At 58.4% G+C, this 18,647-nt stretch carries 18 protein-coding genes; 14 read left to right on the top strand and 4 right to left on the bottom strand.

All coding sequences use genetic code 11. The features are described 5' to 3' along the window. Window positions 1-5: 5 nt before the first annotated feature. From nuoJ to menE, 13 genes are all read left to right on the top strand, one after another. Complete coding sequence (nuoJ, locus tag AAE045_RS12875; protein ID WP_455425233.1) at window positions 6-560, top strand: NADH-quinone oxidoreductase subunit J; 555 nt, start codon at window positions 6-8, stop codon at window positions 558-560. Further along, window positions 557-859 (top strand): NADH-quinone oxidoreductase subunit NuoK, encoded by a 303-nt coding sequence (gene nuoK / locus AAE045_RS12870; protein WP_121268556.1) that lies wholly within the window; start codon window positions 557-559, stop codon window positions 857-859. The genes nuoJ and nuoK overlap by 4 nt, the downstream gene beginning before the upstream one ends. After that, a complete protein-coding gene (nuoL, locus tag AAE045_RS12865) occupies window positions 856-2,697 on the top strand; it encodes an NADH-quinone oxidoreductase subunit L (protein ID WP_455548080.1) in 1,842 nt (613 codons plus the stop codon). The genes nuoK and nuoL overlap by 4 nt, the downstream gene beginning before the upstream one ends. Before the next feature lie 117 nt (window positions 2,698-2,814). Beyond that, the gene (gene nuoM, locus AAE045_RS12860) at window positions 2,815-4,344 is read left to right on the top strand and encodes an NADH-quinone oxidoreductase subunit M (protein ID WP_455548079.1); all 1,530 of its coding nucleotides are present in this window, start codon (window positions 2,815-2,817) and stop codon (window positions 4,342-4,344) included. 6 nt (window positions 4,345-4,350) lie between these two features. Next, complete coding sequence (nuoN, locus tag AAE045_RS12855) at window positions 4,351-5,808, top strand: NADH-quinone oxidoreductase subunit NuoN (protein WP_455548078.1); 1,458 nt, start codon at window positions 4,351-4,353, stop codon at window positions 5,806-5,808. A 90-nt stretch (window positions 5,809-5,898) separates the two neighbouring features. After that, window positions 5,899-6,348, top strand: coding sequence for a GNAT family N-acetyltransferase (locus tag AAE045_RS12850; protein WP_455548077.1), 450 nt, complete (start codon window positions 5,899-5,901; stop codon window positions 6,346-6,348). 93 nt (window positions 6,349-6,441) lie between these two features. Beyond that, window positions 6,442-6,741 (top strand): DUF883 domain-containing protein, encoded by a 300-nt coding sequence (gene elaB, locus AAE045_RS12845; protein WP_455425228.1) that lies wholly within the window; start codon window positions 6,442-6,444, stop codon window positions 6,739-6,741. A 120-nt stretch (window positions 6,742-6,861) separates the two neighbouring features. Beyond that, window positions 6,862-8,163: an isochorismate synthase MenF gene (gene menF, locus AAE045_RS12840; protein WP_455548076.1), complete on the top strand. Its 1,302-nt coding sequence runs from the start codon at window positions 6,862-6,864 to the stop codon at window positions 8,161-8,163. Between the two features lie 82 nt (window positions 8,164-8,245). Beyond that, entirely contained in the window at window positions 8,246-9,916 is a 1,671-nt protein-coding gene (gene menD / locus AAE045_RS12835; protein WP_455548075.1) for a 2-succinyl-5-enolpyruvyl-6-hydroxy-3-cyclohexene-1-carboxylic-acid synthase, read from the top strand. Further along, window positions 9,913-10,695 (top strand): 2-succinyl-6-hydroxy-2,4-cyclohexadiene-1-carboxylate synthase, encoded by a 783-nt coding sequence (gene menH, locus AAE045_RS12830; protein WP_455548074.1) that lies wholly within the window; start codon window positions 9,913-9,915, stop codon window positions 10,693-10,695. Before menD ends, menH begins: the two co-directional genes overlap by 4 nt. Beyond that, window positions 10,692-11,549 carry a 1,4-dihydroxy-2-naphthoyl-CoA synthase gene (gene menB / locus AAE045_RS12825; RefSeq protein ID WP_271129312.1) on the top strand — a complete coding sequence of 286 codons (858 nt, stop codon included), beginning with the start codon at window positions 10,692-10,694 and terminating at the stop codon, window positions 11,547-11,549. Before menH ends, menB begins: the two co-directional genes overlap by 4 nt. Further along, window positions 11,549-12,514: an o-succinylbenzoate synthase gene (gene menC / locus AAE045_RS12820; protein WP_455548073.1), complete on the top strand. Its 966-nt coding sequence runs from the start codon at window positions 11,549-11,551 to the stop codon at window positions 12,512-12,514. Before menB ends, menC begins: the two co-directional genes overlap by 1 nt. Then, window positions 12,511-13,884 carry an o-succinylbenzoate--CoA ligase gene (gene menE, locus AAE045_RS12815; protein WP_455548072.1) on the top strand — a complete coding sequence of 458 codons (1,374 nt, stop codon included), beginning with the start codon at window positions 12,511-12,513 and terminating at the stop codon, window positions 13,882-13,884. Before menC ends, menE begins: the two co-directional genes overlap by 4 nt. 16 nt (window positions 13,885-13,900) lie before the next feature. On the opposite strand, the gene AAE045_RS12810 is transcribed toward menE, so the two are convergent. The 3 genes from AAE045_RS12810 to AAE045_RS12800 are packed head-to-tail and all read right to left on the bottom strand — an operon-like array spanning window position 13,901 to window position 16,853. Then, complete coding sequence (locus AAE045_RS12810) at window positions 13,901-15,412, bottom strand: tripartite tricarboxylate transporter permease (protein WP_455548071.1); 1,512 nt, start codon at window positions 15,410-15,412, stop codon at window positions 13,901-13,903. A gap of 10 nt (window positions 15,413-15,422) precedes the next feature. Then, a complete protein-coding gene (locus tag AAE045_RS12805) occupies window positions 15,423-15,857 on the bottom strand; it encodes a tripartite tricarboxylate transporter TctB family protein (RefSeq protein WP_455425220.1) in 435 nt (144 codons plus the stop codon). Window positions 15,858-15,872: 15 nt separating this feature from the next. Next, window positions 15,873-16,853: a Bug family tripartite tricarboxylate transporter substrate binding protein gene (locus tag AAE045_RS12800; RefSeq protein WP_455548070.1), complete on the bottom strand. Its 981-nt coding sequence runs from the start codon at window positions 16,851-16,853 to the stop codon at window positions 15,873-15,875. 315 nt (window positions 16,854-17,168) lie between these two features. Here AAE045_RS12800 and AAE045_RS12795 point away from each other — a divergent pair, with 315 nt between their 5' ends. Then, window positions 17,169-18,356: a tyrosine-type recombinase/integrase gene (locus tag AAE045_RS12795; protein WP_455548069.1), complete on the top strand. Its 1,188-nt coding sequence runs from the start codon at window positions 17,169-17,171 to the stop codon at window positions 18,354-18,356. On the opposite strand, the gene AAE045_RS12790 is transcribed toward AAE045_RS12795, so the two are convergent. After that, entirely contained in the window at window positions 18,325-18,507 is a 183-nt protein-coding gene (locus AAE045_RS12790) for a helix-turn-helix transcriptional regulator (protein WP_455548289.1), read from the bottom strand. The genes AAE045_RS12795 and AAE045_RS12790 overlap by 32 nt on opposite strands. Window positions 18,508-18,647 lie beyond the last annotated feature (140 nt).

Here is an 18,647-nt window from a genome sequence, read left to right as displayed (position 1 = left end):
CAGGAATGGAATTCGCTTTTTATATATGCGCCTTAGTGGCGATCCTGACCACCCTGCGGGTGATCACGCACAGTAATCCGGTGCATGCGCTGCTGTATCTGATTATCTCTCTGCTCTCTATCGCCGGGGTGTTCTTCTCGCTCGGCGCGTATTTTGCCGGTGCGCTGGAGATTATCGTTTACGCCGGGGCCATCATGGTGCTGTTCGTCTTCGTGGTCATGATGCTTAACCTGGGTAACTCGGTGGTGCAGCAGGAGCGCGAGTGGTTGAAGCCGCAGCTGTGGATTGGGCCGGGCGTGCTGTCCGCCATCCTGCTGGCCGTGCTGGTTTACGCGATTCTGGGTCTTAACGACCAGGGCATCGACGGCACGGCAATTGACGCCAAGCAGGTCGGTATCGCGCTGTTCGGGCCATACGTTCTGGCCGTTGAGCTGGCATCCATGCTGCTGCTGGCGGGTCTGATTGTTGCCTTCCACCTGGGTCGTGAAGACCGCATGGGTGAAGTGCTGAGCAACCGTCCAGAAATGGCTACAAAAAGAAAAACGGAGGAGCACGTATGATCCCGTTGCAACATGGACTCATCCTCGCAGCCATTTTGTTTGTGCTGGGTCTGACGGGGCTGGTCATCCGTCGCAACCTGCTTTTCATGCTGATTAGCCTGGAAATCATGATTAACGCCGCGGCGCTCGCATTTGTGGTTGCCGGTAGTTATTGGGGCCAGGCCGACGGTCAGGTGATGTATATCCTGGCGATTAGCTTAGCGGCCGCCGAAGCCAGTATTGGCCTCGCGCTGTTACTGCAGCTCCATCGTCGTCGCCAGAATCTGAATATCGATTCAGTAAGTGAGATGCGTGGATGAACCTTCTCTGGTTAACCATTCTTTTGCCATTTATTGGCTTTGTTCTGTTGGCATTTTCCCGTGGCCGCTGGTCTGAAAACCTGTCTGCCACCATCGGGATTGGCTCTGTCGGCCTGGCCGCGCTGGTTACCGCCATTGCGGGCGTTGATTTCTTCAACAACGGCCGTCAGGCGTTCGTGCAGCCGCTGTGGACCTGGATGTCGGTGGGTGATTTCAACATCGGCTTCAACCTGGTGCTGGACGGCCTGTCGCTGACCATGCTCTCCGTGGTGACCGGCGTGGGCTTCCTGATCCACATGTTCGCCTCCTGGTATATGCGTGGGGAAGAGGGCTACTCTCGCTTCTTCGCCTACACCAACCTGTTTATCGCAAGCATGGTTGTGCTGGTGCTGGGCGATAACCTGCTGCTGATGTATCTCGGCTGGGAAGGCGTGGGCCTGTGCTCGTATCTGCTGATCGGGTTCTACTACACCGATCCGAAGAACGGCGCGGCGGCCATGAAAGCGTTCGTGGTTACCCGTGTGGGTGACGTGTTCCTCGCTTTCGCGCTGTTCATTCTTTACAACGAACTGGGCACGCTGAACTTCCGCGAAATGGTGGAGCTGGCGCCTGCGCACTTCGCCGCTGGCAATCAGATGCTCACCTGGGCAACCCTGATGCTGTTGGGCGGTGCGGTTGGTAAATCTGCACAGCTTCCGCTGCAAACCTGGCTTGCGGATGCGATGGCTGGTCCAACGCCTGTTTCTGCGCTGATCCACGCGGCAACCATGGTTACCGCTGGCGTCTACCTGATTGCCCGTACTCACGGCCTGTTCCTGATGACGCCTGAAGTGCTGCATCTGGTCGGTATCGTGGGCGCGATCACTCTGGTGATGGCGGGCTTTGCCGCCCTGGTGCAGACCGACATCAAACGCGTGCTTGCTTACTCGACCATGAGCCAGATTGGCTACATGTTCCTGGCGCTGGGCGTGCAGGCGTGGGATGCGGCTATCTTCCACCTGATGACCCACGCGTTCTTCAAGGCGCTGCTGTTCCTGTCATCCGGTTCGGTGATTCTGGCCTGCCACCACGAGCAAAACATCTTCAAAATGGGTGGCCTGCGCAAGTCCATTCCGCTGGTGTACGTCTGCTTCCTGGTCGGTGGCGCGGCGCTGTCCGCTCTGCCGCTGATTACCGCAGGCTTCTTCAGTAAAGACGAAATCCTTGCCGGTGCGCTGGCAAATGGTCATATGAATCTGATGATTGCGGGGCTGGTGGGTGCGTTTATGACCTCCCTGTATACCTTCCGTATGATCTTCATCGTCTTCCATGGTAAAGAGCAGATCCACGCTCACGCGGGTAAAGGCATTACTCACCACCTGCCGCTGATTGTGCTGCTGGTGCTGTCCACCTTCGTTGGCGCAATGATTGTTCCGCCGTTAGCGGGCGTGCTGCCGGCAACGGCTGAACTTGCACACGGTAGCGTGCTGACGCTCGAGATAACCTCTGGTGTTGTCGCCATCGCGGGCATCCTGATTGCAGCATGGCTGTGGCTGGGCAAACGCACGCTGGTGACGGCTATCGCTAACAGCGCGCCTGGCCGCTTCTTCGGGACCTGGTGGTTCCATGCCTGGGGCTTCGACTGGCTGTACGACAAAGTCTTCGTTAAGCCATTCCTCGGCATTGCCTGGCTGCTGAAGCGCGATCCGCTGAACTCGCTGATGAACATTCCGGCAGTCCTTGCCCGCTTCGGGGGCCGCGGCCTGCTGGTGAGCGAGAACGGTTATCTGCGCTGGTATGTGGCTTCAATGAGCATTGGTGCGGTGGTGGTTCTGGGCCTGCTGTTGGTCTTGCGCTAATTCCTTTCGTTCCCCGCTCGGGTGCAATTGGTGGATGACGCTAACGCTTATCCACCCTACCCGGGAAGGGGAGGTGAGTGATGTTTTGGTTTATTTTGACTTAGGGACACAAATGCCATGCTATTACCCTGGCTAATATTAATCCCCTTTATCGGCGGCTTCCTCTGCTGGCAAACTGAGCGCTTCGGCGTAAAAGTGCCGCGCTGGATCGCGCTGGTGACCATGGGGCTGACGCTGGCTCTCTCGCTGCAACTGTGGTTAGCCGGCGGCTACACGCTGACGCAGGCGGCTGGCCTGCCGCAGTGGCAGTCTGAATTTGTTCTGCCGTGGATCCCCCGCTTCGGGATTGAAATCCACTTAGCGCTGGACGGCCTGTCGTTGCTGATGGTCGTGCTGACCGGTCTGCTCGGCGTGCTGGCAGTACTCTGTTCCTGGAACGAGATTGAAAAGTATCAGGGCTTCTTCCACCTCAACCTGATGTGGATCCTCGGTGGCGTTATCGGCGTGTTCCTTGCCATCGACATGTTCCTGTTCTTCTTCTTCTGGGAAATGATGCTGGTGCCGATGTACTTCCTGATCGCACTGTGGGGCCACAAAGCCTCCGACGGGAAGACGCGTATTACCGCTGCGACCAAGTTCTTCATCTATACCCAGGCAAGCGGCCTGGTGATGCTGATTGCTATTCTTGGCCTGGTGTTCGTGCACTACAACGCAACCGGCGTCTGGACCTTCAACTATGAGCTGCTGCTGAAAACGCCGATGTCCCACGGTGTGCAGTGGCTGCTGATGCTCGGCTTCTTCATTGCGTTTGCGGTGAAAATGCCGGTGGTTCCGCTGCACGGCTGGCTGCCGGATGCTCACTCCCAGGCACCAACGGCGGGTTCCGTTGACCTGGCGGGTATCCTGCTGAAAACCGCGGCTTACGGCCTGCTGCGCTTCTCGCTGCCGCTGTTCCCGGAGGCTTCCGCTGAGTTTGCCCCAATCGCTATGTGGCTGGGCGTCATCGGTATCTTCTACGGTGCGTGGATGGCCTTCGCGCAGACCGATATCAAACGTCTGATTGCTTATACCTCCGTTTCCCACATGGGCTTCGTGCTGATTGCTATCTATACCGGCAACCAGCTCGCTTACCAGGGTGCGGTTATCCAGATGATTGCCCACGGCCTTTCCGCGGCGGGTATGTTCATCATCTGTGGTCAGCTCTACGAGCGTCTGCACACCCGCGACATGCGTCTGATGGGCGGCCTGTGGAACAAAATCAAATGGCTGCCGGGTCTGTCGATGTTCTTTGCTGTGGCAACCCTAGGGATGCCGGGCACCGGTAACTTCGTTGGTGAGTTCATGATCCTGTTCGGCAGCTTCCACACCGTGCCGGTGATCACTGTGATCTCCACCTTCGGCCTGGTGTTTGCTTCTGTCTATTCCCTGGCGATGCTGCATCGCGCCTACTTCGGTAAAGCGAAGAGCGAAATCAGCGATAAACAGCTGCCGGGCATGTCGCTGCGCGAGTTCTTTATCATCCTGTTGCTGGTGGTGCTGCTGGTCCTGCTGGGCTTCTATCCACAGCCGATTCTGGATACCTCGCACGCTGCGATGAGCAATGTTCAGCAGTGGTTTAGCAGTTCACTTTCAACTACAAGGCCGTAATTCGCCATGACTATAACTCCTCAACATTTGATCGCGCTGCTGCCGCTGTTGATCGTCGGATTGACGGTGGTGGTTGTGATGCTCTCCATAGCGTGGCGACGCGACCATTTTGTTAATGCAACACTGTCCGTTATCGGGCTTAACGCGGCACTCGTCTCCCTGTGGTTTGTAGGGCAGGCCGGTGCGATGGATGTCACCCCGCTGATGCGCGTTGACGGCTACGCCATGCTCTATACCGGGCTGGTGCTGCTGGCAAGCCTCGCGACCTGTACCTTCGCTTATCCGTGGTTACAGGGCTATACCGACAACAAAGAAGAGTTCTATCTGCTGGTGCTGATTGCCGCCCTGGGCGGGATTCTGCTGGCGAACGCCAACCACCTGGCCGCGCTGTTCCTCGGCATTGAGCTGATTTCACTGCCGCTGTTCGGTCTGATTGGCTACGCCTTCCGACAGAAACGCTCGCTGGAAGCCAGCATCAAGTACATGATCCTGTCCGCTGCGGCCTCTTCTTTCCTGCTGTTCGGTATGGCGCTGGTGTACGCAGAGTCCGGCAGCCTGTCGTTCGTTAGCCTCGGCAAGAGCCTGGCGGACAACATGCTGCACGAGCCGCTGCTGCTGGCGGGTCTGGGCCTGATGATCGTTGGCCTGGGCTTCAAGCTGTCGCTGGTGCCGTTCCATCTGTGGACGCCAGACGTTTACCAGGGCGCACCTGCTCCGGTTTCCACCTTCCTGGCTACCGCCAGTAAAATCGCCATCTTTGGCGTGGTGATGCGTCTGTTCCTCTACGCACCGATTGGTGACAGCGAGGCCGTTCGCGTGGTGCTGGGCATTATCGCCTTCGCCTCTATCCTCTTCGGTAACCTGATGGCGCTGAGCCAGACCAATATCAAGCGTCTGCTCGGCTACTCCTCCATCGCGCACCTGGGTTACCTGATGGTAGCGCTGATTGCGATGCAAAACGGCAGCATGTCCATGGAATCCGTCGGCGTTTACCTGGCAGGATACCTGTTCAGCAGCCTCGGCGCGTTCGGCGTGGTCAGCCTGATGTCCAGCCCGTACCGTGGCCCGGATGCAGACTCCCTGTACTCCTACCGTGGTCTGTTCTGGCACAAGCCGGTTCTGTCAGCGGTCATGACCGTGATGATGCTGTCCCTGGCGGGTATCCCAATGACCCTGGGCTTCATCGGTAAGTTCTACATCATCGCAGTGGGCGTTCAGGCGCACCTGTGGTGGCTGACCGGCGCAGTAGTGCTGGGCAGCGCCATCGGCCTGTATTACTACCTGCGCGTCACCGTGAGCCTGTATCTGAGTGCGCCTCAGCAGCTCAACCGCGACACCCCGGGGAACTGGGCGTTTACCGCGGGCGGCGTAGTGGTGCTGATCTCTGCCGTGCTGGTGCTGCTGCTGGGCGTTTACCCGCAGCCGCTTATCGAGCTGGTACAGTTAGCGAAGCCATTGATGTAAGCTAAGTCCTGCTTTGAAAAACCGCCGCTTGTCGGCGGTTTTTTTATGGGGGAAGATAACTCTCCCGTCGAGAAAATAAGGAACATCAGCATGTTAATCTGGCAAGACCTGCATCACTCCGAACTCAGCGTCAGCGATCTCTACAGCGTGCTGGCCCTGCGCAACGCGGTATTTATCGTTGAGCAAAACTGCCCGTATCAGGATATCGACGGTGACGATCTGGTCGGCGAAAATCGTCATCTGCTCGGCTGGCGCGACGGCAAGCTTGCGGCCTACGCCCGTATTTTGAAAAGCGATAACGATCTCGAACCGGTGGTGATCGGACGGGTGATTATCGACCCGGCGGCGCGCGGCGAAAAGCTGGGCTACAAACTGATGGAGCAGGCGATGGCTTCATGCCAGCAGCACTGGCCGCAGAGCACGGTTTATCTGGGCGCACAGGCGCATCTGCAAGGCTTTTACGCCCGCTTTGGCTTTAAGCCCGTAACGGAAGTTTATGACGAAGATGGCATCCCCCACGTCGGCATGGCGAATCGTTAAGCGTTGCGGGCAGGCAAGAAGCGTGCTCATTGTCTATAGTTAGCGGACGAGCAAATTTCCTTCCTTTTCCCGGAAATAACACGGAGAACAATAATGCAACCGTATGAATCTCGTCTTGATGATGACCTGACCCTGCTGAGTGAGACGCTTGAGGAAGTCCTGCGCTCTTCCGGCGATCCGGCTGACCAAAAATACATCGAGCTTAAAGCGCGCGCCGAACAGGCGTTGAACGATGTAAAAGATCGGGTCAGCCATGCTTCTGACAACTACTATTATCGCGCTAAAAAAGCGGCCTATCGTGCGGATGATTATGTCCACGAAAAACCCTGGCAGGGAATTGGCGTGGGCGCCGCGGCAGGGTTAATACTTGGGCTGCTGCTGGCCCGACGTTAAAGTGGTACTGGCGTACATTTAACCGTACGCCAGCTAAAGAAATCTTACCTACTGGGTGGGATTTTTTTTTGTCGCCATGACCACGTATAATCAGTGGTTTTCAGGGAAGGTGAGGTAAACGTGAATTCAGTAACCGTCGCGCTGCAACAACTCCGGCTTGCATTGACAGGCGAATTTGCGGATGCCCCGGGGCTTCACCGCCTGTGCGTGGATGTCACCCTGAGCGATGATTCCGACCCGCTTGCCTGGCTGGCCTGCCAGAAGCTGTATCCGCAATTTTACTGGCAGCAGCGCGAGGGCAGTGACGAAGTCGCCGCGCTTGGCTCCCTGCGGCAGTTTACGGCGCTGGCGGATGCCCAGGCCTTTCTGAAAGCCCATTCAACTCACGCTTCGCTGCGCATCTGGGGTCTGAACGCCTTCGACCCGGCGCAGGGCTGCTTATTCCTCTCGCGTCTTGAATGGCGGCGTAAAGGCGGCGAAGCCTGCCTGTGGCTGCATTTATACAGCGAGACCTCGCTTAAAGACGACGCCCGGGCGGCGGCGGACTTCATTGAACAGCTTCTTCCTGCTAAGCCGCTGCTGCCTCTGCATCTGCAATGCATGAGCGAACAGCATCAGCCGGGGCAGAATGACTGGTATCGCCTGATTGGACGGGCAACGGAAGCCATTGGCAACGGCGAGATGGAAAAAGTCGTGCTGGCCCGAGCAACCGATCTGCGCTTCTCCGGCCCCGTTGCGCCCGCGGCGCTGATGGCAGCCAGCCGACGGGTGAATTTCAGGTGCTACCATTTCATGATGGTCTTCGACGCCAATACTGCTTTCCTGGGCTCCAGCCCGGAGCGGCTGTGGCGGCGTATCGACTCGGCGCTGCGTACCGAAGCGCTGGCGGGCACCGTAGCCAATCACGTTGACGATCACCATGCGTGGTCGCTGGGCCAGTGGCTGCTCAAAGATGATAAAAACCAGCGGGAAAATATGCTGGTGGTGGAGGATATCTGCGAACGCCTGAAGGGCCAGTCCGGCGTGCTGGACGTGCTGCCTCCCCAGGTGATTCGCTTGCGTAAGGTGCAGCATCTTCGCCGCTGCATCTGGACGGATCTTGAAAATCCGGATGACGCCGTTTGCCTGGAGCAGCTACAGCCAACCGCCGCCGTCGCCGGGCTTCCTCGTGAATCCGCTAAAGCGTTTATTAATGATTTCGAACCTTTCGACCGGGAGTGGTACGCCGGTTCGGCAGGTTATCTTTCCTGCCACCAGACAGAGTTTTGCGTTGCGCTGCGCTCGGCTAAGGTCAGCGGCATCACGGTGCGGCTGTACGCCGGGGCAGGGATCGTCGCCGGGTCTGACCCGGAGCAGGAGTGGCAGGAAATAGAAAATAAAGCGGCAAGCCTGCGGACTTTGCTGACCAAAACGGCCTTCTGAATGATTCATTACCGATTCATATCAAAATAACCATTCCAGCAATAATTATAATGAGTCAGCGAATTTGACTCAGGACCAGAAAATGTCGATAAGCTCGTTTAACCGCCGCTGGGCGCAGGTGATCCTCGAAGCGCTCACCCGTCACGGCGTGCGCCATGTCTGTATCGCTCCGGGCTCGCGCTCTACCCCGCTGACGCTAACTGCGGCGGAGAATCAGGCGTTTATTTGCCACACCCACTTTGATGAGCGTGGGCTGGGCCATCTTGCATTAGGCCTTGCGAAAGCGAGCGGCCAGCCCGTGGCCGTGATAGTGACCTCCGGCACGGCGGTGGCGAATCTCTATCCCGCCCTGATTGAAGCGGGGCTGACGGGTGAGAAACTCATTCTGCTGACGGCGGACCGTCCGCCGGAACTTATCGACTGCGGGGCTAACCAGGCGATTCGCCAGCCGGGCATGTTCGGCAGCCACCCAACGGTCAGCGTGAATTTACCGCGGCCGACCCAGGATATCCCCGCCCGCTGGCTCGTCTCGACTGTTGACAGCGCGCTGGGGCAGCAGACCAGCGGTGGCGTCCATATCAACTGCCCGTTTGCGGAACCCCTTTACGGCGCGCCGGATGACACCGGCATCGGCTGGCTCAACGAGCTGGGCGGCTGGTGGCAGGGCGATAAACCCTGGCTGCGCGAAGTTTATGGCCGTGAAATCGCTAAACAGCGCGACTGGTTCTTCTGGCGGCAGAAGCGCGGCGTGGTGGTAGCCGGGCGCATGAGCGCGGAAGAGGGCGTGCAGGTTGCCGTATGGGCAAAAATGCTCGGCTGGCCGCTGATAGGCGACGTGCTGTCGCAAACCGGGCAGCCGCTGCCGTGTGCGGACCTGTGGCTCGGCAACAGCCAGGCGACGACGGAGCTTGCCCAGGCGCAAATTATCATCCAGTTTGGCGGCAGCCTGACGGGCAAGCGCGTCCTGCAATGGCAGGCCACCTGCCAGCCTGAAGAGTACTGGATTGTCGACCCGCTGCCGGGCAGGCTTGATCCCGCTAACCATCGTGGTCGCCGTCTTTCAGCGAATATCGGCGAATGGCTGGAACTGCATCCGGCTGAAAAACGTTCGGCCTGGGCGGAAAAACTGGCGCCGCTGGCTCGTCTGGCGCGGGATACCGTAAAGCTGGGCACCGCAGAATTTGGCGAGGCGCAGGTCGCGGCCCGCCTGCCGGAACTCCTTCCCGAAGGGGGCCAGCTGTTCGTCGGCAACAGCCTGATTGTCCGCCTCGTTGACTCCTTTGCGCAGATGCCCGCGGGCTACCCGGTTTACAGCAACCGCGGCGCGAGCGGCATTGACGGTCTGCTTTCGACTTCTGCTGGCGTCCAGCGGGCAACCGCTCGCCCCACGTTTGCCATCGTCGGGGATTTGTCCGCGCTCTACGACATGAACTCGCTGGCGTTATTGCGTCAGGTATCTGCGCCCTTTGTGCTGCTGGTGGTGAACAACAACGGTGGCCAAATCTTCTCGCTGCTGCCTACGCCTGCCGCCGAGCGCGAGCGCTTCTACTGTATGCCGCAGGACATCAACTTTTCTCACGCGGCGGCGATGTTCGGGCTGGCCTACCACAATCCTTCCTCCTGGAGCGATCTTGAGAGCGTGGTGACGCAGGCCTGGAAATCGCCACGGGCTACGGTAGTTGAAATAACCGTGCCGGAAACGGACGGCGCGCAGACGCTGCAAACGCTGCTGGCGCAGGTCAGCCAGGCATGATTCTGCATGCGGCCCACATGCCAGGCCTGCGTGCGGATCTGCCCTGCGTGGTCTGGCTGCACGGCTTTCTGGGCAGCCAGCAGGAGTGGGCGCCGTTTTACGATTCGTTTACACAGTGGCCGCAGCTCGCCGTTGACCTGCCCGGCCACGGCGGCTCGGCAGAGATTTCGGCGGAAGGTTTTGCTGCGGTTGACGATTTGCTGCGCAAAACGTTAGTTAGTTACAACATACTTAACTACTGGCTGGTGGGGTACTCGCTCGGTGGAAGAGTGGCGATGTATCACGCCTGTCAGGCAGAGAATACCGGGCTGCGGGGGCTGATCGTCGAGGGCGGAAATCCTGGGCTTGCGGATCCTGAGGCTCGTAACGCGAGGCTGGCGTCTGACCAGCTCTGGGCGCAGCGATTCCGTGATCGGCCTGTTGCTGAGGTGCTTGAAGCCTGGTATCTACAACCGGTGTTCCGCTCGCTGACGGATGTGCAGCGGGCGGCGCTGGTTGAGCTGCGCAGCCATAACAATCCCGCCACGCTTGCAGATATGCTTGAATCCACTTCTCTGGGCGTGCAGCCCGATCTACACACGCCTCTCCATAAGCTGCACGTACCGTTTCACTATATTTGTGGTGAGCGGGATGAAAAATTCCGCGCCGCTGCCGCAGGTCTGGGCCTGTCACCGCATCTTATTCCCGCGGCCGGGCACAACGCGCACAGGGAAAATCCTGCTGCGTTTCGCGCCTGCCTGCTCACTTTATTGCGTCAACATATTGAGGTCTCACCATGATTTATCCTGATGAAAAAGTACTTTACGCCCCGGTTGAATGGCAGGACTGCTCCGAAGGCTATACCGACATCCGCTATCACAAATCTGCGGACGGCATCGCAAAAATCACCATTAACCGTCCGGAAGTGCGCAATGCGTTCCGCCCGCTGACCGTCAAAGAGATGATCAACGCGCTGGCGGATGCCCGCTACGACGACAACATCGGCGTCATTATCCTGACTGGCGAAGGCGAAAAAGCCTTCTGCGCGGGCGGCGATCAGAAAGTACGCGGCGACTACGGCGGCTACCAGGACGCCAGCGGCACCCATCACCTGAACGTGCTGGACTTCCAGCGCCAGATCCGCACCTGCCCAAAACCAGTTGTGGCGATGGTAGCCGGTTACTCCATCGGCGGCGGTCACGTACTGCACATGATGTGTGATCTGACAATCGCGGCTGAAAACGCCATCTTCGGCCAGACCGGCCCGAAAGTCGGCTCCTTCGACGGCGGCTGGGGCGCCTCTTATATGGCCCGCATCGTCGGTCAGAAAAAAGCACGCGAAATCTGGTTCCTGTGCCGTCAGTACGATGCGAAAGAAGCGCTGGATATGGGCCTGGTTAACACTGTGGTGCCGAATGCCGATCTGGAAAAAGAGACCGTGCGCTGGTGCCGTGAAATGCTGGAAAACAGTCCGATGGCGCTGCGCTGCCTGAAAGCCGCTCTGAACGCGGACTGCGACGGCCAGGCCGGCCTGCAGGAGCTGGCGGGTAACGCCACCATGCTGTTCTATATGACCGAAGAGGGCCAGGAAGGGCGCAACGCGTTCAACCAGAAGCGCCAGCCGGACTTCAGCAAATTTAAACGGAATCCGTAATGCGAAGCGTTGGGCTGTGGCGCTTTCAGGTGCCAATGGATGCAGGCGTGGTGCTGCGCAATCAGCGCCTGAAAACCCGCGACGGCCTGCTGGTGCGTCTTTCCGAGGGTGACAAAGAAGGCTGGGGGGAAATCTCCCCGCTGCCGGGCTTTAGCTTAGAAACCGTAGATGACGCGCAGCGTGTAACGCTGGAATGGCTCAGCGCCTGGCAATCCGGCTGGGGCAGTGAGCTGCCCGAGCTGCCTTCCGTGGCGTTTGGCCTGAGCTGCGCGCTGGCGGAGCTAAACAGTGAGCTGCCAGCGGGGGCAGACTATCGCGCCGCGCCGCTTTGCACCGGCGACCCGGATGAGCTTTTTGCGATGCTGGAAGCTTTGCCCGGCGAGAAAGTGGCGAAGGTGAAAGTCGGCCTGTACGAAGCCGTGCGCGACGGCATGGTTGTCAACTTGCTGCTTGAAGCGGTGCCTGATTTAAGGCTGCGTCTGGACGCCAACCGTGGCTGGACGCCGCTTAAGGCGCAGCAGTTTGCAAAATACGTCAATCCTGATTTGCGTCCGCGCATCGCCTTTATTGAAGAACCGTGTAAAACCCGCGAGCAGTCACGCGAATTTGCGCGCGAAACGGGCATTGCGATTGCCTGGGACGAAAGCCTGCGCGAGGCGGATTTTGAATTTGCCGCCGAGCCTGGCCTGAAAGCCGTAATTATTAAACCCACGCTTACCGGCAGCCTGGCAAAAGTACGGGCGCAGGTGGAAGCGGCGCACGCTCTGGGTTTAACGGCTGTGATCAGCTCATCCATTGAGTCCAGTCTTGGCCTGACGCAGCTTGCGCGCATTGCCGCCTGGCTTACGCCGCAGACCGTGCCCGGGCTTGATACGCTGTCGCTGATGCAGGCGCAGCTGGTGCGCGAATGGCCGGGCAGTCCGCTGCCGTGCTGGCAGCTGGACAAGCTTGAGCGCGTACTATGAATTTTGTTACCTGGCCCTGGCAGCACTGGGCAACGCTTAGTGGTGAAGCTGCGGCGCTGCGGCTGGCGGATGAAACGCTGGGCTGGCAGACGCTCTGTCAGCGAGTCGATGCGCTGGCCGGTGGGTTCTGCCAGCAGGGCGTTCGCGAAGGCGACGGCGTTGCGCTGCGGGCAAAAAACAGTGCGGAAGCTGTACTCTGCTGGCTGGCGCTGCTGCAATGCGGTGTGCGGGTTTTGCCGCTCAATCCCCAGCTCCCGGACGCTTTGCTCAGCCAGCTGCTTCCCGGCCTGACCATCAGCCACGCGCTGGTGCTGGATGACGCGCAGCCCGTCCCGGGATTCACCACGCTTAAGGCTATAGCGGATAAACCCTGGCAGACTGACTGGCAGCCGCAGCGGCTGGCTTCTATGACGCTGACTTCCGGCTCCAGCGGTTTGCCAAAGGCCGCGGTTCATACTTTTGCCGCGCATCTTGCCAGCGCGCAGGGCGTGCTGTCGGTGATGAATTATGGCAAGGACGACAGCTGGCTGCTCTCGCTGCCGCTGTTTCACGTTTCCGGGCAGGGCATCCTTTGGCGCTGGCTGCTTGCCGGTGGCTGCATGGTTGTGAGGTCGCTTCACCCTCTCGCGGATGCGTTGCAGGGCTGCACGCACGCCTCGCTTGTGCCAACGCAGCTCTGGCGCCTGCTCGAACAATCTAAACCTCTGGCATTACGCGAAGTTCTGCTGGGCGGCGCGGCAATCCCCGTCGAATTAACCGAAGCAGCCCAGGCGCGCGGCGTGGACTGCTGGTGTGGCTATGGCCTGACGGAGCTTGCTTCAACGGTGTGTGCCAAACGGGCGGACGGGCTGCCTGACGTCGGCGAGGCGCTACCCGGTCGCGAAGTGAAGATCGTTGAAAACGAGGTCTGGATCCGCGCCAACAGCCTGGCCAGCGGCTACTGGCGTAACGGCAGGCTGGTGCCGATTGTCAATGACGAAGGCTGGTTCAGCACCCGCGATCGGGGCGTGCTAAGCGGCGGCAGGCTCACGATTGTCGGGCGTCTGGATAATCTCTTTTTCAGCGGCGGGGAGGGCATTCAGCCGGAAGAGGTGGAGCGGGTTATCGCTGCGCACCCGGCGGTGAAGCAGGTATTTATCGTACCCGTTGACGATGCCGAGTTTGGCCAGCGGCCGGTTGCGGTGGTCGAAGCGGATGCTGAATTTGATCTGTCGCTTCTGGCGGAGTGGGTGCAGGGAAGGCTAGCGCGTTTCCAGCAGCCCGTGCGCTGGCTGCCTCTGCCCGACTCGGTAAAACAGGGCGGGATAAAAATATCCCGCGCCCGGTTAATTGCATGGGTTAATGAGAAAAGTAGGGTTGATAAGCATTAGCGCCATCCACTAAACATCACCCTAATTCCACCGCCGCCTTACGCTGACGACGAACCAGACGTAACAGCGGCGGAATTACAATCACCGCTACCGCCAGTACCAGCAGGCTTTTCGCCACGCCGCTTTCCCACAGTATAGACAGCCCACCGTTGCTGATGGACAGCGCCCGGCGCAGGTTCTGCTCGAGCATTTCCCCCAGCACGAAGCCCAGGATCAGCGGCGACATCGGGAAGTGCATCTTACGCAGGATGTACCCCAGAATTCCAAGCCCGACCATCAGCACCAGATCGAAGGTGGTGCTGTGAACCGCATAAACCCCGACGGCCGAAACAGCCGCAATCGCCGGAACCAGGAACCACAGTGGGATGGTCAGCATGCGGGTGAACAGGCCAATCAGCGGGATGTTCATCACCAGCAGCATCACGTTGGCAACCAGCAGCGAAGCGATTAACCCCCAGACGATATCCGGCTGCTCGGTAAACATCGCGGGTCCAGGCGTGATGTTATAGAGCGTCAGCGCGCCCATCATGACCGCCGTGGTGCCGGAACCCGGCACGCCCAGCGTCAGCATCGGGATAAACGACCCGCAGGCTGAGGCGTTGTTGGCGGCCTCCGGTGCGGCCACGCCGCGAATATCCCCTTTGCCGAACGTGTCGCTGTTACCGCTGATTTTCTTCTCGGTCATGTAGGTGATGGCGCTGGCGATGGTGGCCCCGGCACCTGGCAGAATGCCGACGAAGAAGCCAATGACCGACGAGCGCAAAGTCGCCCCGGTACACTGCGCGGCTTCTTTCATGTTGAACATCATGCGTCCGGTTTTGCGCACCAGCGTCTGCCCGCTGCTGGTGGACTCCAGCATCAGCAGAATTTCGGACACCGAGAACAGGCCGATCACCACTACGATGAACTGCACGCCGTCGGAGAGATGAACGCTGTCAAACGTGAAGCGATAAACCCCGGTGTTGGCATCTACTCCGACGGTGGCAAGACCCAGGCCGATGAGGGCGGCAAGAAACGATTTCAGCGGATTCTGCGCCATCATGCTGCCCAGACAGGCAATGGCGAAGACCATCAGCGCAAAGTACTCGGCGGGCCCGAAGCTCAGCGACCACTGCGCCAGCGCCGGAGCAAACAGAATAATCCCGCCGATGGCAATCATTGAGCCGACGAACGAACTGACCGCAGAGATAGAAAGCGCGACGCCGCCTTTCCCCTGCTGCGCCATCGGATAGCCGTCCAGCGCGGTCATGATAGCGGCGGCATCCCCCGGCACGTTCAGCAAAATGGATGAAATCCGCCCCCCGTATTCGCAGCCGATATAGACCGTTGCCAGCAGAATCAGCGCCGACTCGGGCGGTAGCTTGAGCGCAAAAGCCAGCGGCAGCAGTATCGCCACGCCGTTAATCGGCCCCAGGCCCGGCAGCAGCCCGACGATGGTGCCAACAAAGCAGCCGATGAGGGCAATCATCAGGTTTTCAGGGGTGAGCGCAACGGCAAAGCCCTGTGAAAGATAAAGCCAGGTATCCATAAATCCTCCGTTAGCTCAGCCAGGCGCCGAGGGGTAGGGTGACGTCCAGCAGATAATCGAAGGCGAAAAAGAGCGCGCCGCCCATCACGATCCCCGCCACGATGGCGGCAGGCCATGTTGCCCCAAACTGCATGCCGATACAGACCGTCAGCAGCGCGGTGGCGAGCGGGAAGCCCAGCCATTCAAAACCCCATGCGTACAGCAGCAGGCCGATAACCATCACCAGCAGGCGCTGAAGCACCTTGTGATGAGGCCAGCTGACCACGTCCGGCTGGCGTAGCAGAAGCAGCAGGGAGCACAGCGCCATCAGTCCGACAATCGCCATCGGGAACGGCCTTGGCCCTACGGGTTCATAGGTGTATTCGCTCTGGATTTGCCAGGCGACGAACAGGCCGCCGATGCACAGCAGCAGCCAGATACCGGCAAAAATACGATCGCTCATCATGACCTCCGGTATCGGTTATTTCGCCAGCCCAAACGCTTTAGCCTGCTCGCGATAATCCGTAACCTGTTTTTTGACGTAGCTGTCCAGCGCTGCGCCCGTCATGTTGAACTCAAACAGGCCGCGCAGATCCCGCTGCTGTTTGAATTCTGCGGTCTGCTGCAGCTTCTCAAACTCCTTTACCCACCAGGCGTAGGTTTCGTCGCTGACTTTTGGCCCAACGTAGAAGCCGCGAATAATCGGCCAGACGAGGTCATAACCCTGCTCTTTAGCGGTGGGAACCTGGGCCAGATCGCCGGGCAGCCGCTCTTCAGCAAACACGGCAAGCACGCGAAGCTTGTTGCCTTTCAGATAGGGAACCATTTCGCTCAGATCGCCGGAAACGGCCTGGATATGGTTGCCGAGCAGGGCGGTCACCGGCTCGCCACCGCCTTCAAAGGCCACGTAGCGCATTTTATGGGGATCGACACCGGCCTGTTTCGCCAGCAGCGCCGTTTTCATCCAGTCCTGGCTGCCGATGGAGGCGCCCGCGCCAAACACCACGCTGTTAGGATCTTTTTCCATTGCCTGCATTAAATCTTTCAGGCTCTTCCACGGGGAGTCGGCGCGCACGGCAATCATGCCGTAGTCGGTGCCCACGCTCGCCAGCCAGCGCACGTCGTCCACGCCATAGCGGCCAAATTTCCCCTGTGAAAGGTTGAGTAACGAGCCGCCGGAGAAGGCGACCAGCGTGCCCGCTTCGGCAGGGCGCTGGGCCACAATTGCGTTATAAGCCACGGCACCCACGCCGCCCGGCATGTAGGTGACGCGCATCGGTTTGGTAATGGCTCCCGTTTCCTGGAGGCTGACCTGAATCAGTTTGCAGGTCAGATCGAAACCGCCGCCGGGTTTTGCCGGGGCAATACATTCGGTGCGGGAGGGGGCTTCCGCCGCTATGCCTGCAAAAGAGCTGCAAAGCAGGGAAAGCGCTGAAAGGGTACAGAGCAGAGATGATTTCATTGTCTTCCTCACATCAAATTATCGAGAGATGTTTTGCGTTATGTGAACCGCTCTGTAGCGATTCTGTTTCTCGATTGTTAAAACAGTAACCTTTCATTTTCCTTTCACCGCGCTACTAACTTTACAGGATGTGATATGCGTCTCTTATTGGCTTATCTGCACTGGATTATGTGTAGTTATGCTTTAGTATGTCGCACCTCCGCAAATCCCCTTTGTGAACTGGCTCAAGTTATGCCGAGTTATGCCGACGAATATTGAGAGCTGGCAAAAAACCGGATAACCTACCGGACAAATTTGATTGCTTGTCCGGTAACCATGCCTCTCACCGACACGAAAATACGATCCGCTAAGCCGCAGGAAAAACCGTACCAGTTGCAGGACGGTAACGGGCTCTATCTCGACGTGCGTCCATCCGGTGCCAAAATATGGCGATACCGCTTCTGGCTCACCCCGAAAAAAGATGGCCGGTACACTATTGGCGAATACCCGGCTATTTCATTGGCTGATGCCAGAAAAGAACGTGAGTGGGCGCGTGAGAAGGTTAAACAGGGAAGGAACCCAACGGTTGTAAAAGACACGGAAAAGCTTGCCACGATGGGCGACGCGGCTAACACATTCAAGTCAGTTTCTGACGAATGGTTTGAGCGCAAGACCATTACATGGGCCGAAAAAACTCAGATAGTAAATCGCGGATTTCTTGATAAGCACATCCTCCCAGCTATCGGGAAAATCCCGATCCGTGACGTGAAAGCCGCTCACATCCTTGCGCTTATGCGCACACTGGAAAACGCCGGTAACGCATATTCAGCTGGCAAGGTTCGGCAGATATGCTCGTCAGTATTTTGCTATGCAGTTGCCACGTTGCGCGCAGAAGTTGATCCGGCGGCCGCACTTAAAGGCGCGGTGATTCAGAAGCCGGTAACTCACGCAAGGGCTGTAGAACTAGATGACATCCGTCAGTTGCTTTCAGCGCTGAGGCACTATCGAAGCCCGGTGATGGCTATCGCTATTAAGATGCTGATTATGACATTCGTTCGTCAGCAGGAACTGAGGTTGGCCCGCTGGGAAGATATCAACTTTGAAAAGGCTGAGTGGACAATCCCAAAAGAGATAATGAAGAAGCGCAGAGAACACCGCGTTCCGTTGTGCAGTCATGTTATCGAATTACTGGAAGAACTCAAGCTGCAGACAGGCGACAAAGAATTCCTTTTCCCGAGTCCGTCGAAGCCTGGACAGGTCATTGCCAAAACCACAATTAATCGTGCGATTGAGTATCAGGGGTTTGCCAGCGGAGAGATAACCGGTCACGACTTCCGCGCCACCGCATCTACCACGCTGCATGAAGAAGGGTTCAGGCCAGAAGTGATTGAGGCGCAACTAGCCCACCAACAAAAGAACAGGGTAGCGGCGGCCTACAACCACGCAGAGTACATGAAGGAAAGGCGGGAGATGATGAACTGGTGGGGAGACTTCATTGCTGGCCTGAGCGCGGACAAGACGTGATCCGCTCTTTAATCCATGCATCAACTTCATTGGAAGGCCAACGAACAGAGCGACCATTCTTGATTGGGCGAGGGAATTTCCCGTCGCGCATCCATTCATAGATGGTCGGCTTCTTGTAACCTGTCGCTTCGCAGACGGCGTTAATTGGCATTAAATTTACATCTACCATGGTTTCCTCCAGGCAATAAAAAACCCCGCCGTGGCGAGGTCGTTTGAATGTGGTTGGTTATTTGCGCGGCTTGCCCTGGTTATCAGACGGTGCCAGCGGAGCATTACGAAGCACGCTGGTAA

It is taken from the genome of Dryocola clanedunensis (assembly GCF_038405435.1).
Taxonomy (GTDB): Bacteria; Pseudomonadota; Gammaproteobacteria; order Enterobacterales; family Enterobacteriaceae; genus Dryocola; species Dryocola clanedunensis_A.
The sequence above is the reverse complement of the archived record's forward strand: the minus strand, read 5'-3'. Positions and strand labels throughout refer to the sequence as shown.

Coding starts and splice junctions, on each gene's coding strand:
- menD (WP_455548075.1), top strand. CDS start 8,246: ATGTCGATAAGCTCGTTTAACCGCCGCTGGGCGCAGGTGATCCTCGAA.
- menB (WP_271129312.1), top strand. CDS start 10,692: ATGATTTATCCTGATGAAAAAGTACTTTACGCCCCGGTTGAATGGCAG.
- AAE045_RS12800 (WP_455548070.1), bottom strand. CDS start 16,853: ATGAAATCATCTCTGCTCTGTACCCTTTCAGCGCTTTCCCTGCTTTGC.
- elaB (WP_455425228.1), top strand. CDS start 6,442: ATGCAACCGTATGAATCTCGTCTTGATGATGACCTGACCCTGCTGAGT.
- menC (WP_455548073.1), top strand. CDS start 11,549: ATGCGAAGCGTTGGGCTGTGGCGCTTTCAGGTGCCAATGGATGCAGGC.
- nuoM (WP_455548079.1), top strand. CDS start 2,815: ATGCTATTACCCTGGCTAATATTAATCCCCTTTATCGGCGGCTTCCTC.
- nuoL (WP_455548080.1), top strand. CDS start 856: ATGAACCTTCTCTGGTTAACCATTCTTTTGCCATTTATTGGCTTTGTT.
- AAE045_RS12805 (WP_455425220.1), bottom strand. CDS start 15,857: ATGATGAGCGATCGTATTTTTGCCGGTATCTGGCTGCTGCTGTGCATC.
- AAE045_RS12790 (WP_455548289.1), bottom strand. CDS start 18,507: ATGCCAATTAACGCCGTCTGCGAAGCGACAGGTTACAAGAAGCCGACC.
- nuoN (WP_455548078.1), top strand. CDS start 4,351: ATGACTATAACTCCTCAACATTTGATCGCGCTGCTGCCGCTGTTGATC.
- nuoK (WP_121268556.1), top strand. CDS start 557: ATGATCCCGTTGCAACATGGACTCATCCTCGCAGCCATTTTGTTTGTG.
- nuoJ (WP_455425233.1), top strand. CDS start 6: ATGGAATTCGCTTTTTATATATGCGCCTTAGTGGCGATCCTGACCACC.
- AAE045_RS12850 (WP_455548077.1), top strand. CDS start 5,899: ATGTTAATCTGGCAAGACCTGCATCACTCCGAACTCAGCGTCAGCGAT.
- AAE045_RS12795 (WP_455548069.1), top strand. CDS start 17,169: ATGCCTCTCACCGACACGAAAATACGATCCGCTAAGCCGCAGGAAAAA.
- AAE045_RS12810 (WP_455548071.1), bottom strand. CDS start 15,412: ATGGATACCTGGCTTTATCTTTCACAGGGCTTTGCCGTTGCGCTCACC.
- menE (WP_455548072.1), top strand. CDS start 12,511: ATGAATTTTGTTACCTGGCCCTGGCAGCACTGGGCAACGCTTAGTGGT.
- menH (WP_455548074.1), top strand. CDS start 9,913: ATGATTCTGCATGCGGCCCACATGCCAGGCCTGCGTGCGGATCTGCCC.